The 23,093-nt window shown below is 62.1% G+C and carries 17 protein-coding genes, 2 tRNA genes and 3 pseudogenes; 13 read left to right on the top strand and 9 right to left on the bottom strand.

The annotated features are described in order from the left end of the window. Position 1: 1 nt before the first annotated feature. From wecB to MX659_RS05390, 7 genes are all read right to left on the bottom strand, one after another. Positions 2–1,090: a non-hydrolyzing UDP-N-acetylglucosamine 2-epimerase gene (wecB, locus tag MX659_RS05420; protein ID WP_267192418.1), complete on the bottom strand. Its 1,089-nt coding sequence runs from the start codon at positions 1,088–1,090 to the stop codon at positions 2–4. A gap of 27 nt (positions 1,091–1,117) precedes the next feature. Then, a complete protein-coding gene (locus MX659_RS05415) occupies positions 1,118–2,614 on the bottom strand; it encodes a sugar transferase (RefSeq protein WP_267192417.1) in 1,497 nt (498 codons plus the stop codon). Between the two features lie 93 nt (positions 2,615–2,707). Further along, positions 2,708–4,516, bottom strand: a complete 1,809-nt coding sequence (locus MX659_RS05410) for a polysaccharide biosynthesis tyrosine autokinase (RefSeq protein WP_267192416.1) — start codon at positions 4,514–4,516, stop codon at positions 2,708–2,710. Positions 4,517–4,546: 30 nt separating this feature from the next. Further along, a complete protein-coding gene (locus MX659_RS05405; RefSeq protein ID WP_267192415.1) occupies positions 4,547–5,419 on the bottom strand; it encodes a hypothetical protein in 873 nt (290 codons plus the stop codon). Between the two features lie 70 nt (positions 5,420–5,489). Continuing rightward, a complete protein-coding gene (locus MX659_RS05400) occupies positions 5,490–6,236 on the bottom strand; it encodes an LCP family protein (RefSeq protein WP_267192414.1) in 747 nt (248 codons plus the stop codon). Between the two features lie 23 nt (positions 6,237–6,259). Beyond that, positions 6,260–7,294 carry an N-acetylmuramoyl-L-alanine amidase gene (locus tag MX659_RS05395; RefSeq protein ID WP_267192413.1) on the bottom strand — a complete coding sequence of 345 codons (1,035 nt, stop codon included), beginning with the start codon at positions 7,292–7,294 and terminating at the stop codon, positions 6,260–6,262. 106 nt (positions 7,295–7,400) lie between these two features. After that, a tRNA-Ile gene (locus tag MX659_RS05390) sits at positions 7,401–7,475 on the bottom strand. 105 nt (positions 7,476–7,580) lie between these two features. On the opposite strand from MX659_RS05390, the gene MX659_RS05385 reads away from it, so the two are divergent. From MX659_RS05385 to MX659_RS09200, 13 genes and pseudogenes are all read left to right on the top strand, one after another. Further along, a tRNA-Asn gene (locus MX659_RS05385) sits at positions 7,581–7,656 on the top strand. Positions 7,657–7,738: 82 nt separating this feature from the next. Next, positions 7,739–7,972 carry a helix-turn-helix domain-containing protein gene (locus MX659_RS09215; RefSeq protein WP_407674458.1) on the top strand — a complete coding sequence of 78 codons (234 nt, stop codon included), beginning with the start codon at positions 7,739–7,741 and terminating at the stop codon, positions 7,970–7,972. Next, on the top strand, positions 7,924–8,283 hold the full coding sequence (gene brxF / locus MX659_RS09210) for a BREX-3 system P-loop-containing protein BrxF (protein WP_407674457.1): 360 nt from the start codon (positions 7,924–7,926) through the stop codon (positions 8,281–8,283). The genes MX659_RS09215 and brxF overlap by 49 nt, the downstream gene beginning before the upstream one ends. After that, positions 8,280–9,188 (top strand): restriction endonuclease, encoded by a 909-nt coding sequence (locus MX659_RS05370; protein ID WP_267192411.1) that lies wholly within the window; start codon positions 8,280–8,282, stop codon positions 9,186–9,188. Before brxF ends, MX659_RS05370 begins: the two co-directional genes overlap by 4 nt. Positions 9,189–9,223: 35 nt before the next feature. After that, positions 9,224–9,355 (top strand): annotated as a pseudogene (locus MX659_RS09205) (DUF6079 family protein); the annotation flags it as partial. Between the two features lie 148 nt (positions 9,356–9,503). Beyond that, positions 9,504–11,093, top strand: coding sequence for a type I restriction-modification system subunit M (locus tag MX659_RS05360; protein WP_267192410.1), 1,590 nt, complete (start codon positions 9,504–9,506; stop codon positions 11,091–11,093). Then, a complete protein-coding gene (locus MX659_RS05355; protein WP_267192409.1) occupies positions 11,090–11,272 on the top strand; it encodes a hypothetical protein in 183 nt (60 codons plus the stop codon). The genes MX659_RS05360 and MX659_RS05355 overlap by 4 nt, the downstream gene beginning before the upstream one ends. Continuing rightward, on the top strand, positions 11,250–13,745 hold the full coding sequence (locus MX659_RS05350; protein WP_267192408.1) for an AAA family ATPase: 2,496 nt from the start codon (positions 11,250–11,252) through the stop codon (positions 13,743–13,745). Before MX659_RS05355 ends, MX659_RS05350 begins: the two co-directional genes overlap by 23 nt. Further along, positions 13,742–15,097, top strand: a complete 1,356-nt coding sequence (locus MX659_RS05345; protein WP_267192407.1) for a restriction endonuclease subunit S — start codon at positions 13,742–13,744, stop codon at positions 15,095–15,097. The genes MX659_RS05350 and MX659_RS05345 overlap by 4 nt, the downstream gene beginning before the upstream one ends. Then, positions 15,084–15,751, top strand: a pseudogene (locus tag MX659_RS05340) (transposase). Before MX659_RS05345 ends, MX659_RS05340 begins: the two are co-directional and overlap by 14 nt. Before the next feature lie 11 nt (positions 15,752–15,762). Further along, positions 15,763–18,660, top strand: a complete 2,898-nt coding sequence (locus MX659_RS05335) for a type I restriction endonuclease subunit R (RefSeq protein WP_267192406.1) — start codon at positions 15,763–15,765, stop codon at positions 18,658–18,660. Beyond that, positions 18,657–18,995 carry a M48 metallopeptidase family protein gene (locus MX659_RS05330; protein WP_267192405.1) on the top strand — a complete coding sequence of 113 codons (339 nt, stop codon included), beginning with the start codon at positions 18,657–18,659 and terminating at the stop codon, positions 18,993–18,995. The genes MX659_RS05335 and MX659_RS05330 overlap by 4 nt, the downstream gene beginning before the upstream one ends. A 12-nt stretch (positions 18,996–19,007) precedes the next feature. Further along, positions 19,008–19,418: pseudogene (locus tag MX659_RS09200) on the top strand (helicase-related protein); the annotation flags it as partial. Positions 19,419–19,863: 445 nt separating this feature from the next. Here the strand turns inward: MX659_RS09200 and rpoD are convergent. Next, the gene (rpoD, locus tag MX659_RS05320) at positions 19,864–21,225 is read right to left on the bottom strand and encodes an RNA polymerase sigma factor RpoD (protein ID WP_323745473.1); all 1,362 of its coding nucleotides are present in this window, start codon (positions 21,223–21,225) and stop codon (positions 19,864–19,866) included. A 6-nt stretch (positions 21,226–21,231) separates the two neighbouring features. After that, positions 21,232–23,085: a DNA primase gene (gene dnaG, locus MX659_RS05315; protein ID WP_267192404.1), complete on the bottom strand. Its 1,854-nt coding sequence runs from the start codon at positions 23,083–23,085 to the stop codon at positions 21,232–21,234. Positions 23,086–23,093: the final 8 nt, after the last annotated feature.

Below are 23,093 nucleotides of genomic sequence, written 5' to 3'. Positions count from 1 at the left end.
CTTACACCCCCGGGAGAGGCTCGACACCGTCGAGCAGGGCCTGCGCGATCCGCGAGGAGACCTGATCGTCCCACAGTTCAGGAACCGGCCAGTCGCGCATGCTCGCCAGCGCTTCGTCGAGACCAGCGAGGATCTTGTCGCGCCACGCCCCGACGAGCCGATTGGCCCCGACCTCGATCGTGATCCGTCGCTCGGTGCTCCGCCGAACGGTGACGCACGGGGTGTGGAGCATGCACGCCTCCTCCTGCACGCCGCCCGAGTCCGTCACGACGGCCGCAGCGTCGGCCTGAAGCGAAAGCATGTCGAGGTAGCCCACGGGATCTGCGAGTATCACGTCTTCCATTCCCGGCACCAATCCGTGCTCTGCCACACGCGGACGCGTGCGCGGATGAACCGGGAACAGCACCGGCAGCGGACACTCTCTGAGGGCAGCAGCGATCTCTGCGAGCCGCTCCGGGTGATCCGTGTTCTCCGGCCGATGGATCGTGGCGAGCACGTATCCATCGCGGGCAAGACCGTACCGCTCGCACGCCCGGCGCTCGCGCGCCTGAGGGAGATGCTCAAGCACGCTCTCCGCCATGACGTTTCCCACGAAGCGGATGCGAGCGGGATCGATGCCCTCGCCTTTGAGGTTCTCGTCTGCTTCTCGGACGGGCGTCAGCAGCAGCGCTGAAAGCTGGTCGGTCACGAGGCGGTTGACCTCCTCCGGCATGGAGAAGTCTCGTGACCGCAGTCCGGCTTCCACGTGAACGACGGGCACGTGGAGCTTCACCGCCGCCAGCGCTCCCGCCAGAGTGGAGTTCACGTCGCCCACCACGACGAGCGCGTCCGGACGTTCGACCGACAGAAGCTCCTCAAGCTTCACCATGGCTGCCGCTGTCTGCGTCGCATGGGTCCCGCTCCCGACTCCCAGGTACCAGCGCGGCTCAGGCAAGCGCAGGTCCTCGAAGAAGACGTCGGACATCGCAGCATCGTAGTGCTGACCTGTATGCACCAGGTCGGCAGAGATGCCCGCGGCCGTAAGCGCAGGGACGAGCGGGCCGACCTTGACGAAGTTCGGTCGCGCTCCGATCACGATGATGACGCGCATCGCTGTTCCTCTTCTCCTCGCGAATCCTCACCACGCCCCGCGCGCGCCGAGGACGACCGGGATCGTCCGCAACATCAACGCGAGGTCGAACGTCACGCTCCAATTCTCGATGTAGAAGAGGTCCAGACGGACCATCTCCTCGAACGTGAGGTGAGAGCGCCCGGAGACCTGCCACAGCCCGGTCATGCCCGGCAGGACCTGCATACGCTGCCAATCGCGCTCGCTGTATGCCTCTGTCTCGCGCGGTAGAGGCGGACGTGGACCCACGAGGGACATCTCGCCTTTCAGCACGTTCAAGAGCTGCGGGAACTCGTCTATCGAGTACCTGCGAAGCCACTTGCCGACACGCGTCACGCGCGGATCGTCCTTCATCTTGAAGAGCGGACCGTCCGCTTCGTTGGCGTCGAGCACCTCTGCGAGGCGCTCCTCTGCGTCGCGGAACATAGAACGGAACTTGTACATCAGGAAGCGCCGCCCGCCCCGTCCGACCCGCTCCTGCTTGAAAAGCACCGGCCCCGGAGAATCGATTCTGATCGCTGCGGCGATGAGCAGCCACAACGGCATTCCCGCCACCACGATCGCTGAGGCCATGACCAGATCGAACGCGCGCTTGATCATGGCGTTCTGCGGAGAGAACGACACGGAGCGCACGCTGATGAGCGGGACCCCGGCGACCTCCTTGACGAGCACGCGCGACGTCAGGATGTCGAACAGCCCCGAGGACAGCAGTATGGTGACACCGGTATCACGAAGCTCGGCGATCATGCGCGAGACGATTTCGTGGTCGAATGCTGTCGTCGCGATGATGGCCGTATCGATAGCGTGAGCCGCAACCACCTCGCGCAGCTGCTGGGCCTCGCCGAGCATAGGCGTGTTCTCATCGCAGTACGTCAGCGGCAAGAACTCCGCATGGCTGGAGGCAAGGCAACCCACCGGTCTTAGCCCTGCCTCCGGATGCAAGCGCAGGATGCGCGCGATCTCCGCCGCTTCAGGATTCGATCCCACGATCAAGGCCGTGCGCAGCAGCACCCCCCGGCGCCTGAGCGCCCGCAGCACGGTGCGAACAACGAGCCGCCCAATCGACACGACCGCGAAGGAGATGCCTGTGACGAGCAACAACCACGCCCGCGACAGACCCGGCAGCTTGAGCCAGAAGCTCAGCAGCACGAACCCGAGAGCCGCGAGAGCCGTGGCGCGTGCGATGCGCGAGAACTCCCCTGCGCCCCAGGTGAGCCGCTCGAGATCGTAGAGGCCCTCGCGCCACAGCGCCAGCACGGCAAGCGCCACGAACGCCCACATCGCCTCGTAGTACGACGCACTCTGCGGCAAGCGCTCGATTCCCAGCCTTGCGTTGAACGTCTCGAATCTCAGATAGGTGGCGAGAGCTGCACTCATTGAGAGCGCAACGACGTCCGACACAGCGAGCGCTGCGATGATCGTCCACTTACGCCGACTGAACTCCGTGGGTCTGTGCGCACCGCACATGGCCCTTTCGCTGTCACGCTCTTGCGACTTGTCAGCCATGCAGCTCCCCCGCGATGAACGCTCCACGCTGTGGCGCCACGTCGAACCGGCCGTCGACCGCACACATCGTGCGCAGCTCCGGACAGTCCCCCATCACCTCAGCAAGCCTTGGACGATGCCCCAACCGAACGCCTGGTCCACGAAGTAGACCACGGCCGCGACGATGGCAACGACGGCCAAGAACGCGAGCACCCCGGCCATGATGCGCCCGACGCTTGCCAGGAACTTCCGCATCGGACTGACCGGAGGGATGTAGATTTCGCCCGTACGAGCGCCGCTCTTGCCACCACCGTGCCCACCCTGGACAAAACCACCTTCGTCCCCGGCGTACTGCTTGTAGTAGTCAGCGTAGCGGTAGTAACCGGCGTAACCTTTGCCGCCATAGTAGTACGACGAACCACCTGCTGATGAATCAAGCCCCCAGACCACAGCGCCGATCACGCGGGCGCCCACTTGCTGAAGAAGCTCCGCGGACTGCCGGATGGCCCCCCGAGCAGTGACGCCGGCCTTCGACACGAACAGAATCCCATCGGCCCACCGCGCCACCGCAGAGCCGTCAGCAACCGCCAGGAGCGGCGGCGTATCGATGATCACCCAGTCGGCCCAATTCTTCAGCTCTTCAACGATGAGGCGCATCTTCTCCGAGCCGAGCAGCTCGCTCGGATTCGGGGGCAGCTTGCCGCTCGTCAAAACGAGAAGCTCGCCGACGTCGCCCACGCGCTGGAGAGCGCTTTTCAGGCTCACGGTGCCGGCAAGCACGTCCGAGAGACCAACGCTGTTCGACACCGCGAAGAAATGATGCGTGGTGGGCTTGCGGAAGTCGCAGTTCACGTAGGCGACCTTCTTGCCCGCTTGCGCGAGACCGGCCGCGAGGTTGGCCGCCACCGTGGACTTCCCTTCGGCGGGCGCCGCGCTCGTGATCATCAGCGACGCGATGTCGTGCTGGAAGTTGACGAAATCGAGAGAGTTGCGGAGCACGCGATACGCCTCGGCTGCCGCCGTACCTGGATGCGTGACGAGCGTAAGCCGTCGCTTCTCGTCCTTCTCGATCTTCTCCGCCGGTATGATCCCGAGCACAGGCGCGCCAAGGATCTCTTCCACCTGCTCGGTGCTCTTCACTGTGTCGTCCAGATACTCGTACAGGAATGCCATGCCGAGTCCGAAGATCAGACCGACCGCAAGTCCCAGCACGCCGTTGCGGACAGGCCGAGGCTCGACGGGCTCAGCAGCTACCACGGCCGGACTCACCACCCGACCAGAACCCGGCTCGAGCTGTTCTTGGATGCGCAGCTCCTCAAGCCGTCCGGCGAGATCCGTGTAGCTGTTGATCGCGATCGAGAGCTCCGTCGCGAGCTCGTCCGACTTGCCCTTCTCCTGTATCTCTCGGCCGAGATCGAGGATCTCCTGCTTGGCGCTCTCAAGCCGCCGCTCCACCTCGTCTGCGGCCGCACGGATGCTCTCTCGTTTGTAGTCCTTCGACCACGCGACGAATTCGTCCGCGAGCGTGTTGGCGATGTCGGCCGCCGTTTCGGCCTTCCGTGACTTTGCTGTGATTTCGACGATGTTCGTCTGACCAACGCCTTTGATCTCGACGTTCTTGAGCAGCTCTTCAGGCGTCATCTTCAGACCGAGCTTACGGATGGTGTTCTCCAGGAGCGGGCGGATCTGCATCAGCTGCACCTGCGTCTGCAGACCGCGCTCGGGCTGCGAGAACTCGGAGAACACTTGACCCAGCAGGGCTGCCCCGGCGTCCTTCTCGGAGATCAGCACCTTTGCCGTGCCCTCGTACACGGGCGGCATCAGCAGGCTCGCGATGACGGCCGTGATCGTCACGATCACGGCCGCCTGGATGATGACCCACTTCCGCGCACGGATGACAGCCAGGTAGTCGCGCAGTTCCACGCGGGTTCCTCCGGTTCTCGCCGCTGGGACTCAGTTCTTCGCGAAGGACGTCACGAACCACATCTTCGTGCCGTCGATGACCTTGCTGATGCAGGTGATCCGGCCAGCGACCGGCGCGGCTGAGCCACCAGAGAGCGTGATTCGAACCGTCGCCGTCCCGGAGCCCGAACTCACACCGTTCACTGCGCAACTCGTGTACGTTCCGTTCACGATGCCGCTGATAAGGTCTTGGTTGCTCGCCTGCTGGTTGACGATGGTGCTGACCACCGCAAGATCGGCCGACTTGCCCGTTGTGACTGTGAGGGGGTTCCCCGAACGGGCGATGCTCGAGAAGTACCACGCCGTACCGTACTTTCGAAGCACCATCCTGCCCGACAGCGTTGAGCCGTCGGTGTAGGTCACGGTCAGCGGAACCGTGGCGGCCTCACCTGAGACGGTGACGGTGCCGAACCGTATGGACTTCACCTTGCCGCGCACCAGATTCCCGATCTGCTCCTGGCTCGCGACCTGCTCCCAGTACATCCGGGCTGCCTGGTCTGCAGTCGGCGGCGAGACCGCAGGAGACGTCGAACCGCCTGAGACGCTGTTCGATGTCTGCCCCGAGGTGCTTCCCGAGGATGGCGAAGCCTCTTCTGATGCAACGGCCTCCGATGGTTCTACGCTCTCTGAGACTTGACCGTTGCCGTTCAGGCCGCTCACGGCTCCTGTCGTACCGCTCGACTCCGACACGCTCTTCGGCTTCTCGATCGCCTGCTTCTGGGTTCCGCCCCCGAACAAGTCAGCCACGAGGTCCGCGCCGCCCAGCAGCGCGTACGCGACGCCGAACGCGACAATCACCACCACGAACGCGATCACGGCAGCGACGATGCGCTTGCTGCCATGTCCGGTGCTTTGATCATCCATCGCTCGATACCCCCTTCAGTTCGCTCGCGGGTAGTCTATCACGAGCTCCATCTCGTACCGGTGATGCCCGTCACTCAGAATCTGTCAACCTTGCCGCCATCTCACGCAGTTCGTCCTCGGTCAAGTCGGTCTCTATCCCATCGTCTCTCGCTATAGCAGCGACACCTCCTGGATACCGACCCGGCCACGACGCGGCACGTTCCGCTATCTGGCGCAGCACGTCGTCGCGGGCGTCGCGATCCAGGTACGCAGCTCCGTTCAGTATGGCACGCAGCTCTGACACGGTGCTGACGTGCACCGGACCGGCGCTCCACTCGTAGAGCCGCTCGCCATCGAATACGGCCATAGGCTCAGGAAGATCGACCTCGAAGCCGTTTTCCGCGGCGAGCGAGCGCTCCACCGCGTCGTGCGTGAGAACCATGTACCGGATCGCCTGCTCTCCCCGTGCGCGCGCGAGCGCCTTTGCGACGCCTTCTCCTCCGCCGAACGGGTACGCGTCTCGCAGCGTGGAGTACGACGTCCCTGGAATGCTCACTGCCATCGACGGATCGATGCTCTCGATCGCACCGCTGCGAAGATCGACCTCTGAGATGACTTGCGCGCCAAAAGCGCCGTCCTCGCCAGGCAGCGCGACGACCACGATCACCCGGGACACGTCCGGAGTTCGCTTGAACGGCACGGGCCGACCCGAGATGCGCAGATAGCCCACCAGTGCGATGACGCCAACGGCGACCGCGAGACCTGTCGCGACACCGATGCGCACCGCTCGGGCGATGCTGCCATCGCCACGCCCACTGGCGTCCTTCGAACCCCCCACGACGCCCTCCGCTGCTCGCACCGTTACTTTGCCAAGTAATGTAACACACCCGCAGCGATACCGCGCGCGACGGTCGCGCGGTACGCAGCTGTCGCGAGGCGCTGGTCCTCGATCGGGTTGCTCAAGTACCCGCACTCGACGAGGACGACTGGCACCCTGGACCAGTTGAAGCCAGCAAGGTCGTTTCGGCCTGCGCTCCCGAGGTCGCGTGCGCCCGTCATGTTCACAACAGACCGCTGGATCTCGCGAGCAGCTGTTCGGCTCGCGGCGGTGATTCCTGCCACCCACTCATTTCCCGCCGGATACAGGGTGCGCACGCCTCGTAGGTCGCCGTTGGTGTCCGACCCCGCATGGATCCGGACGTACAGGTCCGCGCCGCACTCGTTCGCGATGCGCGCACGCTCAGCGTTCGAGATGTCCACCGCGTTCGTTGTCCTCGTCAGAACGACCCTCGCTCCGTGCGCCTCCAGCTCGCGCCTCACTGCAAAGGCGATTTCGAGAGCCACCTCGGCTTCGCTCTGGCCGGTCACGACCCCGTACGCCGGAGCTGCGCACTTCGCCGTGGTCTGTTTCGCACCGGGCCCGATCGGCTCGCGCCCGAGGTCGGCCTTCTCTTGGTGACCGGGATCGATGCAGACTACGAATCGCGCACGGCGCACGGCGTCGGGGTCGTTCGATCCGCCCGTGGCCGACCCCACGCTCGTCGATGCGTACCACACGGTGATGGTGGTATCCCGTCCCACGATCGTTCCCGGCGCCGGATCCTGCTCCAGCACCGCTCCCGGCGTCGTTTCGCCCGCAGGCGACGCGAGCGCGCGCACTGCGAGCCCTCCCGCGCCGAGGAGCGCCTGGGCCTCCTCCAGCGTCATGCCGACGACGCTCGGCACTTCGATGCGCCCTGCGGGTACGGACCCGCTTGCTGCTACGCTGGCGAGGGCGGTGGGCTCGCTCACCATCGTTACCGGCGCAGGCTCCAGGATGCTCATACGGTGCGCCGCACGCCAGCCGGACGAAAGAGCGGCCGCTCCGAAGATGACCACCACGATGCCCGCTGCCACGAGGATCCTCTGCAGCGGCTCTCGCTTTGCGTCTCTGGCGCGGATGCGCCTCTCGATCCGACGGCCGATCGTGCACCTCCTTGGCGCCGATGCGCCCCTGCCGCACTGGTGGGCCCGGCAGGATTCGAACCTGCAACCAAGGGATTATGAGTCCCCTGCTCCACCGTTGAGCTACGGGCCCGGCCGGCGGACACCGATTGTACCGCAACGCGGGCGGCAAGGTAGCGCCGCTGCGCAGCCATGAGTTGCAGCTGCAATACGGCTTCCGTATAATCCGGTGCGCCGTTCCTCAGTAGCTCAATCGGCAGAGCATCCGGCTGTTAACCGGAGGGTTGTAGGTTCGAGTCCTACCTGAGGAGCCAGATTGCAATCCGCCAACTCTGGCGGTTCTTGATTTGCGCGAGACCCCGTCGGGATGACCCGGTGGGGTCTTTGCTTTTGGTAATGTATCTGAAGATTCCCAAGACCACGCTCTACAAGCTCGTTCGGGAAGGCAAAGTCCCGTGCCAGAAGATTGGCCGCCATTGGCGCTTCCGCAAGGAAGCCATTGACCGCTGGTTGGAAGAGACGCTCGGCGATACGACAAATCGGCAGGACAGCCGATTTGGACGCACCGAAGGTACGCCCGAATGGCGCGGGCCAGGGAAGGACCGAGTCAAAGACGGAGGAAACGAGTAATGGCGGAGCCCTTGGCGAATCAGGTCCTGCGAAAGATCGGCGAGGTGTGCTCCCTCTATCACCGCCTGATCCTGATGGTGGGCCCAGCGGGAAGCGGGAAGGCGTCCGCGCTCAAGGAGGTGTCGGCGAGGGCGTTACAGCAGGATCCTTTGCGTCTGCTTCAGGGATTGCCCCGGAACAAGACGGTCGTGGCCGCCTGGAACGGGACCATTGTAGATGGTTACCTGACCTATGCCGGGCCCAGTCACCCCGAATATCGGCGGTACCCCATTCGAGATTTAGAGTTCCCCGTTTTGGAGGCATGGAAATGAGCATCCCGGATTATCAGACCTTGATGCTACCGCTGCTGAACCTACTAAGGGATGGTGAAGAACATGGCATTCGTCAGTGCATCGAGAAGCTTGCAGCGCAATTCGGTTTGACCAGCGAGGAACGTAGCCAGCTTCTTCCTTCAGGTCAACAGCCGGTGTTCGATAACCGCGTCGGATGGGCTCGGACCTACCTTAAGAAGGCAGGTTTGCTGGAGAGTCCACGTCGAGGAACGGTGCGTATCACTTACCGAGGGAAGGAGGTTCTCGCCCAGAGCCCTGGGCATATCGATGTTCAGTTCCTCATGCAGTTCAGCGAATTCAGAGAATTCATGAATGCCAGCCGCCACCGGACAGATGAAAGGAACGAAAAGGCAAGCGGCGATATGGACCCTGTTGAAGAGATAGAACTGGCGTTTTCCAATCACCAAGAAATGCTGGTCGAGGAGCTAAAGAAGACAATTCGTCAAGTCTCCCCAGCTTTTTTCGAGCAATTGGTCGTGCGGCTTCTGACGAAAATGGGGTATGGCGCTCGATCGATGAAGGCAGCCGATGTCATTGGAAGCAGTGGTGATGAGGGGATCGACGGGGTCATCTATGAAGACAAGCTGGGGCTTGATGTGATCTACATCCAGGCAAAAAAGTGGGACAACCCTGTTGGGCGTCCGGAGATTCAGCGATTTGTAGGAGCGTTACACGGAAAGAGAGCCAGGAAGGGGGTCTTCTTTACGACTTCCAGTTTCTCGAGGGATGCGCAGGACTACGTCCGGCATCTGGATCCGACGGTAGTCCTCATCGATGGTGAAGAGCTCGCTCGGCTCATGCTCGAGCACAATTTGGGCGTGACCGTAAAAGCTGTCTATGAGCTGAAATCGTTGGATCGTGACTTCTTCGAAGAGGTGCCCTAGGTGGCCTCTGCGTGAATCAACGGACGTATACGTCAGTGAAATACCGTGACCTGATCCAGTTCGAGCCCATCGAGTCCGTAGTCCAGCTACGGGATGCCGATGAGGCCGCTGCTGACCGCCAGCTGGTCAGCACCTATGTCATCTCCGACGAGATGGCCGAGCGTCTGCTCAAGAAGACCGACGACTTCGACGAGCTCATGGAGAAGCGCGCCGAGAGCTTACACAAGAAGAAGGAGACAAACCAAAGCGAGATCCGCGAAGTCCCCGCACCAACGTCCGACCTTTCTAGAACGATAGCTAAGGAGGGACTGCCCTATGCCGCTTGACATTACGACGCTTGAGACTTGGTTGTGGGACGCGGCCTGTGCCATTCGCGGGCCGGTGGAAGCGCCGAAGTTTAAGGACTACATCTTGCCGCTGGTCTTTCTGAAACGGCTATCCGATGTGTTCGAGGACGAGCTTGAGCGCCTGGCCGACGAATACGGGAGCCGGGATGTCGCAGCACGCATCGTGGAGGAGGAGCGGGGGCGGGGGATCATTGCGAGTAGCCGCGGCTCGGTTCGCTTCTACATTCCCGAAAACGCACGCTGGCCGTCCGTTCGTAGACACGGACAGGCCGGGCTCGGCCAGTTCCTCACCGACGCGGTGAGAGCCGTAGCAAGGGAGAACCCACGCCTGCAGGGTGTCATCGACATTGTGGACTTCAACGCCACCACTGCCGGTCAGCGCCTCGTAACCGATGAGTACCTCGCCAGGCTCGTGGACGTGCTCTCGCGCCATCGGCTGGGGCTCCACGACGTGGAGCCGGACATCCTTGGCCGCGCCTATGAGTACCTGCTGCGTAAGTTCGCCGAGGGGCAGGGGAAAAGCGCAGGAGAGTTCTACACCCCGCGCGAGGTGGCCATCCTTATGGCCCATATTCTGGATCCCGAGCCCGGTAGGACCGTTTACGACCCCACCTGCGGCTCCGGTGGTTTGCTCATCAAGTGCCACCTGCGCCTGCTGGAAACCCACGGGGTGCAGCAAAACGGCCCCCGTCGCCTGCCGCCCGAACACGCGCCCCTGCGCCTTTACGGCCAGGAGATCAACTCCGCCACCTTCGCCATGGCCCGCATGAACGCCGTCATCCACGATATGGAGGCCGATATCCGCCTGGGCGACACCATGCGCCAGCCCGCTTTCAAAGAGACGGCAGGTCGGCTTCTGACCTTTGACCTCGTGGTGGCCAATCCCATGTGGAACCAGAACTTCCCCACCGAGCTTTATGAAAACGACCCTTACGAGCGCTTTTCCTTCGGCGTTCCGCCCGCCTCCAGCGCCGACTGGGCCTGGCTCCAGCACATGCTGGCCTCCCTGAACGACCGGGGGCGCATGGCCGTGGTGCTGGACACCGGCGCGGTCAGTCGGGGGAGCGGCAACCAGGGCAGTAACCGCGAGCGCGACATCCGCAAGGCTTTTGTGGAGCGCGACCTCATCGAAGCTGTGCTGTTGCTTCCCGAGAACCTGTTTTACAACACCACCGCACCCGGCATCATTCTGGTAATCAACAGGAAGAAGAAGCATTCGGGCCAGGTCATGCTCATCAACGCCTCCAAACTCTTCGCCAAGGGGCGCCCCAAGAACTACCTGACCGACGACCACGTGGAAAAAATCGCCGGCCTTTATCACGACTGGAGGGCCGAGGAAGGCATCTCGGCTCTCATCAGCAAGGAGGAGGCAGCGCGCAATGACTACAACCTTTCGCCCAGCCGCTACGTGGCCACGAACGACCAGGAGGAGGTCCTGCCCCTGGAGGAGGCGGTGGTGCTGCTGCGGGAGGCCGAAGAGGAGCGCGCTGAGGCAGACAGGGAATTGCATAGGGTGCTACGGACGCTGGGATTGGTTTTGAAGGGTAATCAGTCGTGACCGGGAACATCGATCTTCTGCTTGAAAAACTCTCCCACGACAGCCTCGCCCACGAGCTTGTCGATCAGCTGAGGAAAGCCGACAGACAAGATTGGTCTAGGGTTCTCGATGAAGAACTCAGGGCGCGCTTGGAAAAAAGGGTGCAGGAGTTGAAGGATGCCAAAGATCAGAAATCTTGAGATCAAGGGCTTCCGAGCCTACGGCGCACAGGTCCAATCCCTCCAATTTGGCGGGCCGATGGCCGTCATCTGGGCTCCGAACAGCCAGGGCAAGACGAGTCTTGCCGAGGCCATCGAATTCCTGCTAACGGGCAAGACGGTACGCCGTGAAATGGTCGCCAGTGCCAAGCGTGAGTTTGCCGAAGCTTTACGGAACGCCCGTCTTCCTCAAGGCGAAGAAATCTTTGTAGCCGCCCAAGTCGAGGATACACAAGGTCATACGCATCGAGTCGAGCGTCGCCTCGTGCGCGACTACACAGGTAGGGATCCCTGTCAGAGCGACTTGAAGGTGGACGGAAAGCCTGCCGACGACTTGCAAGCCATTGGCATCCGCCTTTCGCAACCGCCGCTTGAAGCCCCGGTGCTCATGCCCCACACCTTGCGATATGTCGTCTCCACCGAACCGCAGAAGCGTTCCGAGTACTTCAAAGCGCTTCTGGAAGTCTCGGATCTCGAGGAGATACGGGACGCGATCGCCCAGGCAAGAAATCGCCTTGCCGAGCCGGTTAGTGAGGTATCGGCCCTTTACGAACGTTGCCGATCGCATCCCACATTTGGTAGCGACCTGGCGTCCCTCGAAAGCGTTCAGCCGACAAGAGAAGCCGTAGAAGAAGCGCTGCGCGAAGCACTTGCGCGAGTTCTGGCTGACCACGGCGATGTGCCGGACGGGTTCGATGCGCGGCTTGCTGCGGCCAAGGACCTCTTGGGTCACCAGCGTGCGCGGACCTTCCCCATGGATGACATCCCGCCCCGAAATCACCCTTCATGGGGGGTGCGACCCGAGGTTCAACCCACCCTCGAAGCATTCCTTCGCGCGAAGGGTGCCGTAGACAAAGAAGTAGCCCGACTCCTGCGGCTGTTTCAGGAGGTGCTCAACCTGCCCGAGATCGCTTCAGCCAAAGAGGCGGTCGATTGCCCGATCTGCGAAACACCGCAAGCGCTTACGCCTGAGCGGGTCAGGGTAATCCGGGAGAAGGTCGAAACAAACGCTCAGTTTGCAAGCCACCGACAAGAAGCTAATCGGGTTTTGAACAACCTCCGCACGGTAGCGCAGAACGCAATCCGCGAGGCAAAGGCCGCTTGCCCTTCGGCCATGAGCTGGCAGGAGCAGGATTGGTCTCGCCACAAGCAAGCCCTGGAAGAACTTCTCGCCGACCGTGCCGAGGCTGTGGTGCCGCCATGGGAAGAAGCCCTTGCCGGCCTCAAACAAGCACGGGAAAGCGTGCAGGAAAAGGCCAATGCCCTCCAGGTGATGTTGGACTCTCTGCGACTTGAGGATCTCGACGAAGCCAAGATCGAGAAGCTGAACCAGAAGGTCACGCAGCTGTTCCACGCTGCCGAGCAGTTCGACAAGGCCTTAGATAGCTACCAAAATGCCATCGAACCTTTTGTTGTTACCTTGAAGCAGGAAGTCGATCGCCGGTCAGGCACGGAAGGTTGGCAGGATGTCATCGACCTCTGTGAAAGCCGCGAATCCCTGCTCGACTGGTTTATCGAGCGGGCTGCCTATCGAGCAGTCCACCACGACGTTGATGAGGCCATCCGGGAGATCGACCGGGCTAAGGCCAAAGTGCTGGACGACAAGTTCTCAGAGCTCGGCCAGGAGATCCTTCGCTGGTGGAACCTTCTCAGGCCGGATGAACTCACATCCTTCCACGGCGTCGAACGCGGTGGCACCGGCAGGCGATTCGTCGACCTGAAAGCGCGTCTCGGCCATCCGGGCGCCGCAGATTCACAGGGCGTATTGCGCGATGCGGTCGCCGTTTTCAGCGACTCGCAGCTCAACTGCCTCGGGCTCGCCGCCTTCCTCGCGCGCGGTGTTCGGGAGGGAACGGGCTTTGTGGTCCTCGATGATCCCGTTCCCGCCAGCGACGAGGAACACCGGGCCTTCTTCATCGACCGGGTTCTTGCTGAGCTGAACCATTCCGGAATTCAGGTGATCCTTCTCACCCATGATGAACGCATGTGGAAAGACGTCCAGGAACGATACAAGCATTTGGACTTGGACACCTTTATCATGAGTCTGCACGATCCGGCCAAAGGTGCAATCATCGAGAACCGAAGCGATACGCTTGATGCCATGCTTGCGCGCGCCGCTCCGTACGTCTCGAATCCAAATCCAGATATCCGCAAGATCGGCGCTCAGAGGTTGCGGGACGCTGCCGAGCGATTTTGCAAGCTGAAGCTGGTCGAGAAGCGCCAAAACAAAGGGGACTTGTCCGCAGCTGTCAGCGACTATGATGGCAAGACGCTGGGCCAGCTGATCCCCGACGTTGAGCCACTGCTAACGAAGGACTCGTCACACCCCGCTAAGCTGCGCGTCGTCGGCAGGCGCCTAAACCCGGGATCTCATGACCATCAGGTGCCTCCTCCCGGGGATCTCAAGCAGTGCCTTGGGGACCTGAAGACGCTTCGGAAGGAATATTTGCCATGACTTCGCTGGAGCACAAGTTAGAATCCCAGAAACAGCACAAGCCAGGGGCAGCCGACACGGGCACGCCCCTGCCCGACGGCTACCCCATGACCGAACTTGGCCCCCTGCCGGCGCACTGGCGGGTGGTGCGGTTGGGGGAGGTGGCGGCTTTGCGTAAGGGTACGATTTCGCCCTCAGATGCGCCTAATGCTCGATATGTGGGTCTTGAACATTTAGACTCAGGCGAAATCAGGATTCGGCGCTATGGAGCGGCACATGAGACCAAAAGTGCAAAGGCTGTTTTCAAACCTGGTGATGTATTGTATGGAAAGCTACGCCCATACCTCGATAAATCTGCCATTGCTGAATGGGAAGGGGTATGCTCAACCGACATCCTTGTCTTGATACCAAAGAAGTCGGATTGTTACTTCATGGCCTCTTGGATGCACTCCACTTTCGTTCTACAACATGCCATTACAACCACTACAGGTGTGAACCATCCGCGCACATCATGGAAAGCGCTCAGCCAAGCCCCCATCCCCCTCCCCCCGCTCCCTGAACAGCGCGCCATTGCCCATGTTTTGCGCACGGTGCAGGAGGCGAAGGAGGCTACCGAGCGGGTCATCGCCGCCGCGCGGGAGCTGAAAAAGAGCCTCATGCGCCACCTCTTCACCTACGGCCCCGTCCCCGTGGACCAGGCCGACCAAGTCCCCCTGCAGGAGACCGAAATCGGCCCCATCCCAGCGCACTGGCAGGTGGTGAGGTTGGAGGAGGTGGCACAACTAAAGTTAGGACGGACACCTGCAAGAAAAGAAAAAAGATACTGGCAACAAGGCGAATTTCCTTGGGTCTCTATTTCTGACTTGAATAATGGCATCATAAAGGATACTAAAGAGAAAATTTCGCAAGAAGCCTTCGACGAAGTCTTTGGCAATACCTTCGTGCCGGAAGACACTTTGCTGTTGAGCTTTAAGCTAACTATCGGGAAAGTAGGAATTCTCGGTATTCCAGCAGTTCATAACGAAGCCATCGCGTCCATTTTTCCCGAGGAAGCACGGGCAGTAAAGGACTTTCTCTTCTTTTTGCTACAAAGCATCGATTACGATGCTCTGCTCGACGCATACGTGAAAGGTAAAACTCTGAATAAACGCAAGCTACAAATACTCCCCCTCCCCCTCCCCCCTATCCCCGAACAGCAGGAAATCGCCTGCATCCTGCGCGCGGTGGACGAAAAGATCCAGGCCGAAGAAAGGCGCAAGGAGGCGCTGGAGAGGCTCTTCAAGGCGCTGCTGCACCACCTGATGACGGCGAAAGTGCGATTGCCGGCGGAGTTTGTAAAACGATTCGTTGAGGAAGAACATGTCACGGTATAACCCCGAACGCCGCCATCGCCGTCCCATTCGGTTGAAGGGGTACGATTACACCCAACCGGGTGCGTATTTCGTGACGATTTGCACCCACGAACGCGTGCCCCTCTTTGGCCGCGTGGTGGATGGGGAAATGGTGTTGAACGAATGGGGCGGAATCGTGGGGAAGAATGGTTCCGTTCCGCGGAGATCCGCACCGAAATGGAATTGTTCCCCGACGAATTTGTGGTCATGCCCAACCATATTCACGGCATCATTTGGATCGTCGATGACGTAGGGGCACGGCGCCGCCGTGCCCCTACGAAACACCGTGCCCCTACGCGCCGCCGTGCCCCTACCATGGAACAATTTGGCAAGCCCGTTCCCGGTTCAATTCCGACGATTGTTCGGGCGTTCAAATCCGCGGTCACACGCTGCATCAACCAAATGCGCGGCACACCCGGCGCGCGTGTCTGGCAACGCAATTATTACGAACACATCATTCGGGATGACCGGGCGTTAGGCGCCGTCCGCCAATACATTCTGGAAAATCCACAGCGCTGGCATCTGGACCGGTATAACCCTGCCGCTATGGGCAACGACCCCATGGCGCGGGACATCTGGCGGATGTTGCACAATGATGATACGGGCCCGGTATGCCGTGCCCCAACGTGCCCCTAGGAGGACGAACCATGTCCCTCGGCAGTGAACGCCAAGCGGTGCAAAACCCCTTCATCCGCTACGCCGAAGAGGCGGGCTGGACCTACCTACCACCGGAAGAAGCCTTAAGGCGGCGCGGCGGGGAAGGGAGCCCGGTGCTCCGGGTCGCGCTCATCGAGCAGCTCCAGCGCCTCAACCCCGGTGTGGTGGACTCGTCCACCAAGGCCGAGGAGGTCATCGCCCGCCTGGTGCGGGTGCGGCCCACCATCGAGGGCAATCAGGAAGCCTGGGAATACCTCAAAGGGCTGAAGACCCTCTTTGTGGAGGCCGAGCGCCGCGAGAAGAACATCCGCCTGCTCGACCCCGACCGTCCCGAGGCCAACTCCTTCCTCATCACCGACGAGTTCCGCTTTGTTTCGGGCCACACCGCCATCCGTGCCGATATCGTGCTGCTGGTCAACGGCATTCCGGTCGTGGTGGTGGAGACCAAAGCCGCCACCCGCCCCGAAGGGATCGCCGCGGCCTTTGACCAGATTCGCCGCTACCACGAGCAGGGACCGGAGCTTATGGCCCAAGCCCAGCTCTTCACGCTTACCCACATGGTCCAATTCTTCTACGGCCCCACCTGGAACCTCTCGCGCAAGGCCCTCTTCAGCTGGAAGGACGAGCAGGCCGGCGACTTCGAGACCCTGGTCAAGACCTTTGTGGCCCCTCGGCGCATCCTGCGACTCCTGACCGACTACATCCTCTTCGTGCGCAAAGACGGCGAATTAAGCAAGGCCGTGTTGCGGCCCCACCAGATGCGGGCGGTGGAGAAGGTGGTGGCCAGGGCCCAGGAACCGGACCGGACTCGAGGGCTGGTGTGGCACACCCAGGGGTCTGGAAAGACCTACACCATGCTGACAGTGGCCAAGCGGTTATTGGAAGACCCCCGTTTCCAAAACCCCACAGTCCTCATGATCGTCGACCGCAACGAGCTGCAGCAGCAGCTCTTCCAGAACCTGGCGGCGGTGGGATTCGGCCGTGTGCACCTAGTCCGGAGCAAGCGCCACCTGCGCAAGCTTCTGCGGGAGGACACACGGGGCTTGATCGTGTCCATGATCCACAAGTTCGACGACGCGGACGCAGAGCTGAGCACGAGGCCAAACGTCTTCGTGCTCGTGGACGAGGCCCATCGCTCCACCGGCGGCGACCTGGGCAACTACCTGATGGGTGCCCTGCCCAACGCCACCTTCGTAGGATTCACCGGCACCCCCATCGACAAAACCCAACACGGCAAGGGCACCTTCAAGGTCTTCGGCGGCGACGACCCCGGCGGTTACCTGGACAAGTACTCCATTCGCGAGTCCATCGAGGACGGCACCACCGTGCTCCTCCACTACCAGATGGCCCCCAACGACCTGGTGGTGGACCGGGAGGCCATGGAGCGGGAATTCTGGGCCGCAGCGGAACTCGAGGGCGTATCCGACGTGGAGGAGCTGAACCGGGTGCTGGACCGTGCCGTCACGCTGAAGAACATGCTCAAGAACCGCGACCGTGTGGACCAGATCGCCCGCTTCGTGGCCGAGCACTACCGGCAGTTCGTAAGATCCATGGGCTACAAGGCCCTCTTGGTGGCGGTGGACCGGGAGGCTTGCGGCCTCTACAAGGAAGCCTTGGACCGCTATCTGCCTGACGAGATGAGCCGGGTGGTGATAAGCCGCGGGCACAACGACCCGGCCGAACTGAGGCGCTACCATCTCAGCGACGACGAAGAGGCTTGGGCGCGCAAGGCATTCCGTAAGCCGGACGAGCCCCCACAGATCCTCATCGTCACCGAAAAGCTGCTCACCGGCTACGACGCACCGATTTTGTATTGCATGTACCTGGATAAGCCGATGCGTGACCACCTGCTGCTCCAGGCCATCGCCCGTGTCAATCGCCCTTACGAGGACAAGGAAGGGCGACGCAAGACGAGCGGGCTCATCGTAGATTTCGTGGGGATTTTCGACAATTTGGAGCGTGCGCTTGCCTTCGACTCCCGCGATGTGGAGGGCGTGATCAGAGAGCTCGATGTGCTCAAGGATCGCTTTGTGGCTCTGATGGAGCAGGGACGGGCCGAGTTCCTTCCACTGGCATCAGGCAAAAGCGAAGACAAGGCGGCAGAGGCGGTGCTTGAACACTTCCGGGACAAGGAGCGCCGGGAGGCGTTCTACGCGTACTTTCGTGAGCTGGAGGAGGTGTACGAGATCTTGTCGCCCGATTCGTTCCTGCGTCCCTTCCTTGAGGATTACCAGGCGCTCGTGGCGATGTACCTGCTGCTTCGCAGTGCCTACGAACCGCACATTCCGGTGGACAAATCGTTCCTGCGCAAGACCGCTGAGATCGCACAGAAACACACGGCCACCGACGCTGTGCATGAACCGGAGGCGACCTATGAAATCGGCGCGGGGGCGCTTTTGGCGGTGATAAAGGAGGAAAAGCCCGACACGGTCAAGGTGTTCAACTTGCTCAAGGACCTTCATCGCCTGGTCGAAGCCAAGGGCAAGGAACAGCCCCATCTGATCCCCATCGGTGAACGCGCCGAGGCCATCCGCCACGCCTTTGAGGAGAGGCAGCTCAATAGTCAGCAGGCTTTGCAAGAACTCTCCGAGCTGGTTCGCGATCTGCAGGAGGCCCAAAAGCAACGCCAGGAAAGCGATCTCTCGCCCGAGGCCTTTGCAGTGGCCTGGTGGTTGCGGGTGCAGAAAGGGATGGACGCCAAAGGATCCGAACGCTTGGCGGCCTCTGTGGAGCCCGCCTTCAAGGAGTTCCCCCATTGGGCCGTGATCGAGGCTCATGAGCGAGAGTTACGAAAGCGGCTTTATCGGGAATTGATCGCCGCCAGCGTCAAGGACGTGGTCGTTTGGGCCGACGAGATGCTAACCCTGCTCAGAAGAGCTGTTCAATGAAGAACGCGAGAGACAAGGTTTCAGAACCTCCCGAGGAGCTCATAGGGGAGGCTGTAGCCCGGGACATCCTTGTGGCCGAGGTCCGTGCATGGGCGCGCCGTATCGGCGTGGAGGAGCGCATCAAAGAAATCCATATTCGTCCAATGAAGCGCAAGTGGGCCAGCGTCTCAACCCGTGGGCGGCTCACGCTGAACGTGGACCTGTTCACGCAGCCACCTGCCTTACGTCGACAGGTCATCGTTCACGAGCTGGTGCACCTCAAGCTCAACCAAGGCGCCCATAACAACCTCTTTCGAGCCCTCGTTCGAGCATACCTTTCCCGGACAGACAGCTAGGGGCTCATGCACTTGAGGAGCGCCATGGGACTCGAGGAGTGCAAGCGAATCCACGATGGATTCGCCAAGGACCTGTCTGCGTGCGGCCACGCACAGGCAGGTGCCCGCATCCTCATCTCGAAGGACGCCGGTGGTGAGGGGCTCCACCTCCAGTTCTGCCATGTGGTCATCAACTACGACATTCCTTGGAACCCGATGCGCCTGGAGCAACGCATCGGCCGGGTGGACCGCATTGGCCAGACCCACACGGTGCGCGCCATCAACTTCGTGTTCGAGGATTCGGTGGAACACCGTGTCTGCGAGGTCCTGGAGGAGAAACTGGCGGTCATCTTCGAAGAGTTCCGCATCGACAAGATCGGTGACGTCCTCGACTCTGCCCAGGCGGAAAAGATCTTCACCGACTTGTTTGTCGAGGCCATCCTCACAAATCGGCAGGACAGCCGATTTGGACGTGCCGGAGGCACGCCCGAAGGGCGCGAGCCAGGGACGGCGAGCGTCAACGCGTGCCGGAAGATCGTGCGGTTGGCCGAAGGCATCGAGAACGAGACGCCGGTTCACACTGCCCTGCTGCTCTACAAGGCCAGGGCCCTGCGCGGGCTCGGGCTCCTGGATGCGGCGCGGGAGACCCTGACGGGCGCCCTGCGCCGGAAGAAGGACCGGTCCGAGGAACTGCTCCGGGCGCTCAGGTACGAACGCGCCTTGGTTTACGAAGACCTCGGCCAGCGCCGGCGGGCGCGCAGCGAGCTCGAGAAGCTCTACGCCGAGGACCCGGATTACGAGGATGTGGCGGCCCGGTTGGGACTGTAGCGGAAATCCACATCGACGCCGTTTCCGCTCCCTCGGGCGTGTGCCGCTCTTTGAAAAGATGCTACTCGAGGTAATCGCGCAGTCGCGAGGATCGGGACGGATGCCGGAGCTTCGAGAGCGTCTTGCTCTCGATCTGCCTGATCCGCTCGCGGGTGACGCCGAACTCGCGGCCGACCTCCTCGAGCGTCCGCGGGTGCCCGTCCACCAATCCGAACCGAAGCTCGATGACCTTCCGTTCGCGCTCCGAGAGCGAATCCAGAACCCGCTGGAGCTGCTCTTGCAGCATCGAGAACGACGCTGCCTCTGCCGGAACCACCGCTTCCGAGTCCTCGATGAAGTCGCCCAGCTGCGAGTCTTCCTCTTCGCCGATCGGCGTTTCGAGGGACACCGGTTCTTGCGATATCTTGAGGATCTCGCGAACGCGATCAGCAGTCATGTCCATCTGCTCGCCGATCTCCTCGGGCGTTGGTTCACGTCCGAGCTCCTGCAGCAGCTGCCGCTGGATGCGGATGAGCTTGTTGATGGTCTCGACCATGTGCACCGGGATGCGTATCGTGCGCGCCTGGTCAGCGATAGCACGGGTGATTGCCTGACGGATCCACCACGTCGCGTACGTCGAGAACTTGAAGCCCTTGCTGTAGTCGAACTTCTCGACCGCACGGATCAAGCCGAGGTTGCCCTCCTGGATGAGGTCGAGGAACAGCATCCCGCGACCCACGTAGCGCTTGGCGATCGAGACCACGAGGCGCAAGTTCGCCTCGACGAGCTGCTGCTTGGCTTGGAGCCCGATCTGCTCGAGCCGCTCGAGGCGCCGACGCTCGGCAGGATCGAGCTGGATGCCCTTGGCCTCGGCCTCTTCCAGCTTCGCCGTGGCCTCGACACCGGCCTCGATCTTCTTCGCGAGGTCCACCTCCTGAGCAGCTGTCAGGAGGGGGACCTTGCCGATCTCCTTGAGGTACATGCGGACCGGGTCGCTGGTGACTGGCACGTTCACGTGCGCCTCCGCACGCTTGCGTGCCCTCGCCCGCGCGTCGTTCTTCTTGGTCGCCTTCTTCGCTTCGGGCTTGGCGGCGATGCCTTCGATGTTGGGCACGACGTCGGCAACGGCCGCCACGCCTTCCGGCAGTTCGGCGTCAAGGACGTCATCTGCGACCACTGCCTCGTCGTGGACCACCGCTGCAGGGCCCGCCTCTTCGACGATTTCGATGCCGGCCTTCTCGATTTCCGTGTACGCACGCTCGACCTGCTCATCGCTGAAGTCGGCCTCCGCCAGCGCGGCCTGGATCTCTTCGTCAGTCAGAGAGCCCTTCTTCAGGCCCGCCTCCACCAACGCCTGGATGACGGAGCGGCCCTTGCCTCCCGCCTCCCGTCTACCTGCGTCCGATACGCTCTTCTTCGACGACTTCTTGCTGGTCTCCGTCACGCGCCGTCACTCCGTCTTCTCGTGCCCACGCTCGCGCACCTGCTTCACCGCCGCATGCGCTCGTTGGATCTCCACCAGCTCACGGAACGCCTCTTCGTACGCTGCGGCGTCTTTCGCCGGCTCCAGCTCGCGCAGACGCGCTTTCTTACGCAAGATTAGACGTTCCAGGGCAGATTCCTTGAGCCTGCAGGCAATCTCGTGAAATGCGTATTCTACTTCTTCCACATCTGGAGCGTCCACAAGCACCGCGCTCAGAATCGGCACGGCTTCCGGGACGGCATCTCTCACACGTGCTACCAGATCCGGTCCATCCGCGCCTCCGGACGCCAGGACTGCATCCAGGAGCCGTCTCGTGCCGGAGCCGACGATCTGTTCGCCGATGTCTTCCGCTAGCAACTCCCGTGCCGCTGGGCGGATCCGGGGATGCATCGCGACGAGAGCGACCAGCGCTCGCTCCGCTGGGCTCATTTCGGCTCCACGGTCCACGTGCGGTTCCGACTCGTCCGGTGTCACATGCGGCGCCGCTGCCCGCTTGTTGCGCTGCTGGCTTCGGAGAGCTCCGAGCACAGTCACCGGGTCCACCAGAAGCCGGTCCGCCACGTATCGAGCGTACTCTTCGGCGATGATGCTCGTTCCCACGCGAGCCAAGACGTCCGCCGCCTCAGCGAGCGCAGCTGCCTTGCCCTCCGGCGTCGCGACGTCGTGTTTCTGGATGCGACGGTCCAAGGCATACCGTACAAGTGGCACCGCAGAATCGATCACGGCCTGCATAGCGCCTGCTCCACGCTCAGCAACGAAGTCCGCGGGGTCGAGGCCGCCAGGCACGATGCCCACCGCGAAGTCGACGCGGGCCCTCCCAGCTTCTGGAGTGGCGCTCCAGTCCAGGAACTCGAGCGCCCGATCAGCAGCGCGCAGGCCGGCCTCGTCGCCGTCGAAGAGGTAGACGATGCGCTTCGCGAAGCGGGCGAGCAGCCGCACGTGCCGTTCGCCGAGCGCAGTGCCGAGCGTCGCTACTGCGGTGCTGATGCCCGCCTCGTGCAGGGCGATGACGTCGGTGTATCCCTCCACGACGACCGCGGTGCCGCTCACGACGATCGGATTGCGCGCCTTGTCGATGCCGTACAGGTTGGCAGCTTTCACAAAGATCGGCGTCTCCGCGGAATTGAGGTATTTCGGGCCTGTTCCGCCGATGCGCTCCACGACCCTCCCGCCGAACGCGATCACACGCCCGTGGATATCGGCGATGGGGAACATCACGCGGCCGATGAAGCGATCCCTCAACCGCTCCCCGGCGTTGGCGACAGCGAGCCCTGCGCCGAGAAGCTCGTCTCGCGAGAAGCCCAGGTCGCCCAGGTGCCTCACAAGCGCATGTCCGTTCGACGGCGCGAATCCGAGATTCCAGCGCTTCGCGACATCGCTGCTGAAACCGCGCGAGGAGAGATATTCGCGAGCTGCCTGCGCTTCTGTGGAGCGATCCGTCGTGAGGACTCTGTGGTAGAAGGCCGCAGCGGCCTCGCACGCACTGCGGAGACGCTCCTTGGCACCTGTCGGCGCGCCGCCTTCTTCTTCGCGTATCTCGATCCGGGCACGCTCGGCAAGCCATCGGACTGCGTCGGGGAAGTCGAGCCCTTGCGACTGCATGACGAACCCGAACGCATCGCCACCCGCACCGCACCCGAAGCAGTGCCAGAGCTGCGTTGTCGGATCGACCTTGAACGACGGGGTCTTCTCCTGGTGGAACGGGCAGTTCCCCCACCACAGACGTCCGCGCTGCTTCAAGAGCACGGACTCGGAGATGAGCTGCACGATGTCCGTCGCGTCCCGGACGCGCTGGATATCTTCGTCGGAGATCCGACCCACCGCACCTC

Source organism: Parvivirga hydrogeniphila (genome assembly GCF_023371205.1).
GTDB lineage: Bacteria > Actinomycetota > Coriobacteriia > Anaerosomatales > Anaerosomataceae > Parvivirga > Parvivirga hydrogeniphila.
This window is presented reverse-complemented; position numbering and strand designations above follow the sequence as displayed.